Annotated in this window: 5 protein-coding genes; 4 read left to right on the forward strand and 1 reads right to left on the reverse strand. The window is 57.1% G+C overall.

Annotated features, from left to right (window positions below):
• Positions 1–11: 11 nt before the first annotated feature.
• Positions 12–1595, reverse strand: coding sequence for a peptide chain release factor 3 (locus H8S59_RS25945; RefSeq protein WP_095098467.1), 1584 nt, complete (start codon positions 1593–1595; stop codon positions 12–14).
• A 344-nt stretch (positions 1596–1939) separates the two neighbouring features.
• Here H8S59_RS25945 and H8S59_RS25950 point away from each other — a divergent pair, with 344 nt between their 5' ends.
• Genes H8S59_RS25950 through H8S59_RS25965 form a run of 4 tightly spaced genes read left to right on the forward strand, consistent with a single transcriptional unit; the run spans position 1940 to position 5392 of the window.
• Positions 1940–2653, forward strand: coding sequence for an ABC transporter permease (locus H8S59_RS25950; protein WP_095098671.1), 714 nt, complete (start codon positions 1940–1942; stop codon positions 2651–2653).
• A 15-nt stretch (positions 2654–2668) separates the two neighbouring features.
• Positions 2669–3562, forward strand: a complete 894-nt coding sequence (locus H8S59_RS25955; protein WP_095098464.1) for a glycine betaine ABC transporter substrate-binding protein — start codon at positions 2669–2671, stop codon at positions 3560–3562.
• 13 nt (positions 3563–3575) lie between these two features.
• Entirely contained in the window at positions 3576–4229 is a 654-nt protein-coding gene (locus H8S59_RS25960) for an ABC transporter permease (protein WP_095098461.1), read from the forward strand.
• Entirely contained in the window at positions 4226–5392 is a 1167-nt protein-coding gene (locus H8S59_RS25965) for an osmoprotectant ABC transporter ATP-binding protein OsmV (RefSeq protein WP_095098460.1), read from the forward strand. The genes H8S59_RS25960 and H8S59_RS25965 overlap by 4 nt, the downstream gene beginning before the upstream one ends.
• Positions 5393–5476 lie beyond the last annotated feature (84 nt).

Consider the following 5476-nt stretch of genomic DNA (forward strand, 5'->3'; position numbering starts at 1 on the left):
TACGTGGCTAATTAATGATGCTCACGCGTCGCGCGGAATTTCACATCGGCCCAGCGCTCTTCCATCAAGGCCAGGTTAACCCGTGTTGGCGCGAGGTAGGTAAGGTGACCACCGCCGTCCAGGGCCAGGTTTTCCACGGCTTTGACTTCAAACTCTTCGAGCTTCTTTTTGTCCGCGCAGTCGATCCAGCGTGCTGAATACACAGTGATGGGCTCGTAAGCGCATTCCACTTTGTATTCTTCCTTCAGGCGGCTTGCGACCACATCGAACTGCAGCACACCCACGGCGCCGAGGATGATGTCGTTGCTTCGCAGCGGGAAGAACACCTGCGTGGCACCTTCCTCTGCGAGTTGCTGCAAGCCCTGACGCAGTTGCTTGGACTTGAGCGGATCTTTCAGACGCACGCGACGGAACAGTTCCGGGGCGAAGTGCGGGATACCGGTAAAGCCCAGGCTTTCGCCTTCAGTGAAGGTGTCGCCAATCTGGATCGTGCCGTGGTTGTGCAAACCAATGATGTCGCCCGCGTAAGCCTCTTCGAGCATTTCACGCTCGGATGAGAAGAACGTCAGCGCGTCACCGATCCGCACATCTTTGCCCAGGCGGACATGGCGCATTTTCATGCCCTTGTCGTAGCGGCCCGAACAGATACGCATGAACGCGATACGGTCCCGGTGTTTCGGGTCCATGTTCGCTTGAATCTTGAACACGAAACCGCTGAATTTCTCTTCCACGGGCTCGACGGTACGCTCGTTGGCAACACGGGCCAAAGGCTTCGGTGCCCAGTTCACGACAGCGTCGAGTACATGATCGACCCCGAAGTTACCCAGTGCAGTACCGAAGAACACCGGCGTCAGTTGGCCGTTGATGAACTCTTCCTGATTGAACTCGTGGCAGGCACCCTGCACCAGCTCCAGCTGTTCAACAAAACGGTCGTACTCGTCGCCCAGGTGAGCGCGGGCTTCGTCCGAATCCAGCTTCTCGATGATGCGAATGTCAGTGCGCTCGTGGCCGTGACCGGCGGTGTAAACAATGATGTAGTCGTCAGCCAGATGATAAACACCCTTGAAGTCGCGGTAGCAGCCAATCGGCCAGGTGATCGGCGCAGCCTTGATCTTCAAGACAGCTTCGATCTCGTCCAGCAACTCGATCGGGTCGCGAATGTCGCGGTCGAGCTTGTTGATGAAGCTGACAATCGGCGTGTCACGCAGACGGCAGACGTCCATCAGGGCGATGGTCCGTGGCTCAACCCCTTTACCGCCATCGAGCACCATCAGCGCCGAGTCGACGGCGGTCAGGGTGCGATAGGTATCTTCGGAGAAGTCTTCGTGGCCCGGGGTGTCGAGCAGGTTGATCATGTGCTCGCGATAAGGGAACTGCATGACCGAAGTGGTGATGGAGATGCCGCGTTGCTTCTCCATTTCCATCCAGTCGGATGTCGCGTGACGATCTGATTTACGAGATTTCACCGTGCCGGCGACGGAAATGGCCTTGCCCATCAACAGCAGTTTTTCTGTGATGGTGGTTTTACCCGCATCCGGGTGGGAAATAATGGCGAAAGTGCGGCGTTTCGCGACTTCGGCGGCCTGTTGGGTCATGGGAAATCGCCTGGCAGGTGAGTCAAAAAAGGGCGCAGATTATAGCCTGATTCGGGACAAGAACCGAACCGTTCAGTCGATGCGCAATGGCTAAATAGCATCTTTCATGGGAACCTTTCAGATCGTGGAGACGTCCATTCCCCCGTCAAGGCCAGTAAAACGGCCAACTTCAGGGGCTGATTCATCAGCATGTTGGCTTGACGAAGCTGCGCTAATGGCTTGTGTTTTCGCCGAGGGCAACCTCAATGGCGACCCACCCGCTGCTCTTCGCGAACGTTATTCCTGGTCACCCGCAAGGGTCGGTCACGGCAACGCGTTCGCCGACTGAAATAAGGAGTCCGCCTGTGGCTAATCGCTATGGCAAGGGGCTGATTGGAGGTGCGGTTGTGATCGCACTCCTGGCCCTGCTGATCCACTGGATCGGCATCAGTACTATCAAGCAATACCAGGATGACCTGCTGTTCTATCTGCAAGCTCACCTGATTCTGGTTCTGGTTTCAATGTTGGCGGCCCTTGTGGTCGGGATCCCGGCGGGCATAGCCCTTAGCCGACCAAGCATGGTTGGCCGCGCCGAACGCTTCATGCAGATCTTCAACATTGGTAACACCGTTCCTCCTCTCGCCGTTCTGGCCATTGCCCTCGGGATTCTCGGTATTGGTAGTGGGCCTGCGATCTTCGCACTGTTCCTCGCCTCGCTGTTGCCCATTGTGCGCAACACCTATGAAGGCCTCAAAAACGTTCAGGGTTCACTCAAGGAAGCTGCAGTCGGCATTGGCATGACGCCGCGTCAGGTCCTGTGGCGGGTCGAATTGCCCAACGCCGTGCCGATTATCGTCGGTGGTGTGCGTGTGGCGCTGGCGATCAACGTCGGTACCGCGCCTCTGGCATTCCTGATCGGTGCCAACAGCCTTGGCAGCCTGATCTTCCCGGGCATCGCCTTGAACAATCAGCCGCAACTGGTGCTGGGCGCAGCGTGTACCGCTCTGCTGGCGTTGCTGCTTGATGGTCTGGTGACACTCGCCAGTCGTACCTGGCTGGAACGTGGCCTGACTCGCTGAGCGAAAGGAATTCCGATGAAAAAATTATGCTTGTTTCTAGGCTTTGCCGTGCTTTTCCCGGCTTTTGCCCAAGCGGCTGAAAAACCGCTGCTACGCGTTGGCGCTCGTGTTTTCACAGAGCAAACCATGCTGGCTGAACTCACTGCGCAATACCTGCGTACCAAAAACTACGACGTGCAAATCACCGGTGGCCTTGGCAGTAACCTGGCCCGTAGCGCCCAGGAAAGCGGTCAGTTGGACCTGCTGTGGGAATACACCGGCGTTTCGCTGGTTGCCTATAACCACATCGATGAAAAGCTCGACAGCGCGCAAACCTACGCACGGGTGAAAGAAGTCGATGCGAAGAAAGGCCTGGTCTGGCTTTCCCCGTCGAAATTCAACAACACCTATGCCCTGGCATTGCCGCAGAAAATCGCGGACAAATATCCGCAGGTCAACACCATGACCGACCTGACCAAAGTCCTCAAAGACGAAGCCAAAGAGGGTCATGTCGTAGCGCTGGACACCGAGTTTGCCAACCGTTCCGACGGCCTGATCGGCATGGTCAAGCATTACGACATGAATCTCGGTCGTGAGAACACTCGGCAGATGGACGCCGGACTGGTCTATACCGCGCTGCGTAACGGTCAGGTGTTTGCCGGTCTCGTTTACACCACCGACGGTCGCTTGAACGCCTTCAAGCTCAAAGTGCTGGAAGACGACAAGCATTACTTCCCGGACTACACCGCTGCCCCTGTGATCCGTCAGGAGTATCTGGACAAGCATCCGGAAATCGCCACGTTGCTCAAGCCGCTGGCTGATCTGCTGGACAACCAGACCATGATCGAGCTCAACGCCCGCATCGACGTTGGTCACGAAAGCCCATCCAAAGTCGCCGCAGAATTCCTGCAGCAGCACCCACTTAACTAAGGAAGGAGACGATATGAGTATTTTTAGCGCCTTCTCCCATCTGGACTGGGCACAGGTCATTCAACTGACCTGGCAGCACATCACGTTGGTCGGCATTGCTGTGACACTGGCGATTCTGGTCGGCGTACCACTCGGCGTATTGATGACCCGCTTCCCGGCGCTCGCTGGACCGCTGCAAGCCAGCGCCACGGTGCTGCTGACAGTGCCGTCGATTGCCCTGTTCGGCCTGCTGCTGCCGTTCTATTCCAAATTCGGCCAGGGTCTTGGCCCGATGCCAGCGATCACTGCGGTGTTCCTGTACTCGTTGCTGCCGATCATGCGTAACACCTACCTGGCGCTGACCGGTGTCGAACCGGGTATTCGCGAAGCCGCCAAAGGCATTGGCATGACCTTCGGCCAGCGTCTGCGCATGGTTGAACTGCCTATCGCCGTACCGGTGATTCTGGCTGGCGTGCGTACGGCCGTGGTGATGAACATCGGCGTCATGACCATCGCCGCCACCATTGGTGCTGGCGGTCTGGGTGTACTTATTCTTGCTTCAATCAGCCGAAGCGACATGTCGATGCTGATCGTCGGCGCGGTTCTGGTGAGTATTCTGGCCATCATCGCTGACCTTCTTCTGCAATGGCTGCAACGTGCGCTGACTCCAAAAGGATTACTGAAATGATCGAACTTCAAAACCTCACCAAGACTTTCCAAAGCAACGGCAAAGAAGTGAAGGCTGTCGATTCGGTCAGCCTCACCGTCAACGAAGGCGAGATCTGCGTCTTCCTCGGTCCATCGGGTTGCGGCAAGTCCACCACCCTGAAAATGATCAATCGCCTGATCATGCCGACCTCCGGCAAAGTGCTGATCAACGGCGAAGACACCACTGATCTGGACGAAGTGACCCTGCGTCGCAACATCGGTTATGTGATTCAGCAGATCGGCCTGTTCCCGAACATGACCATCGAAGAAAACATCGTGGTCGTGCCAAAACTGTTGGGCTGGGACGCCAAGCGTTGCCACGACCGTGCTCGCGAACTGATGAGCATGATCAAGCTTGAGCCCAAGCAGTATCTGCATCGCTACCCGCGTGAACTGTCCGGTGGTCAGCAACAGCGTATCGGCGTCATCCGCGCTTTGGCCGCTGATGCACCTTTGCTGTTGATGGACGAACCGTTCGGTGCGGTCGACCCGATCAACCGCGAGATGATCCAGAACGAATTCTTCGAGATGCAGCGTGCGCTGAACAAGACCGTGATCATGGTCAGCCACGACATTGACGAAGCCATCAAGCTGGGCGACAAGATCGCGATCTTCCGTGCAGGCAAACTGCTGCAGATCGATCACCCGGACACCTTGCTGGCTCATCCGGCTGACGAGTTTGTGTCCAGCTTCGTCGGTCAGGACAGCACGCTCAAGCGTTTGCTGTTGGTCAAAGCCGAAGACGCGGCCGACAACGCGCCATCCGTCAGCCCGGAAACACCCGTGGCCGATGCCCTGGAAGTGATGGACGAAAACGACCGTCGCTACATCGTCGTGACAGATGCCGAGAACAAGGCCATGGGTTATGTGCGTCGTCGCGACCTGCATCGCCAGACCGGTGACTGCCTGCAGTTCCTGCGTCCCTTCAACGCCACAGCGGCCTACGACGAACACTTGCGCATCTTGCTGTCGCGCATGTACGAGTTCAACCGCTCATGGCTGCCAGTGCTGGATGCCGAGAACGTGTTCCTGGGTGAAGTGACTCAGGAATCCATTGCCGAGTACCTGAGCTCGGGTCGTTCACGTGGTGGCAAGACGAGTATTGTTTCGCCGGCTGACATCGTGGCTGAAGCACAGGCCTGATCGCAGGTTGAACTGCCCCCCAAAAGTTGGACACCTAATCCAGACTTTGGGGTGCAGTGCACGACGTGGGACCGGCTTTAGCCG

Source organism: Pseudomonas folii, from assembly GCF_014357575.1.
Lineage (GTDB): Bacteria > Pseudomonadota > Gammaproteobacteria > Pseudomonadales > Pseudomonadaceae > Aquipseudomonas > Aquipseudomonas folii.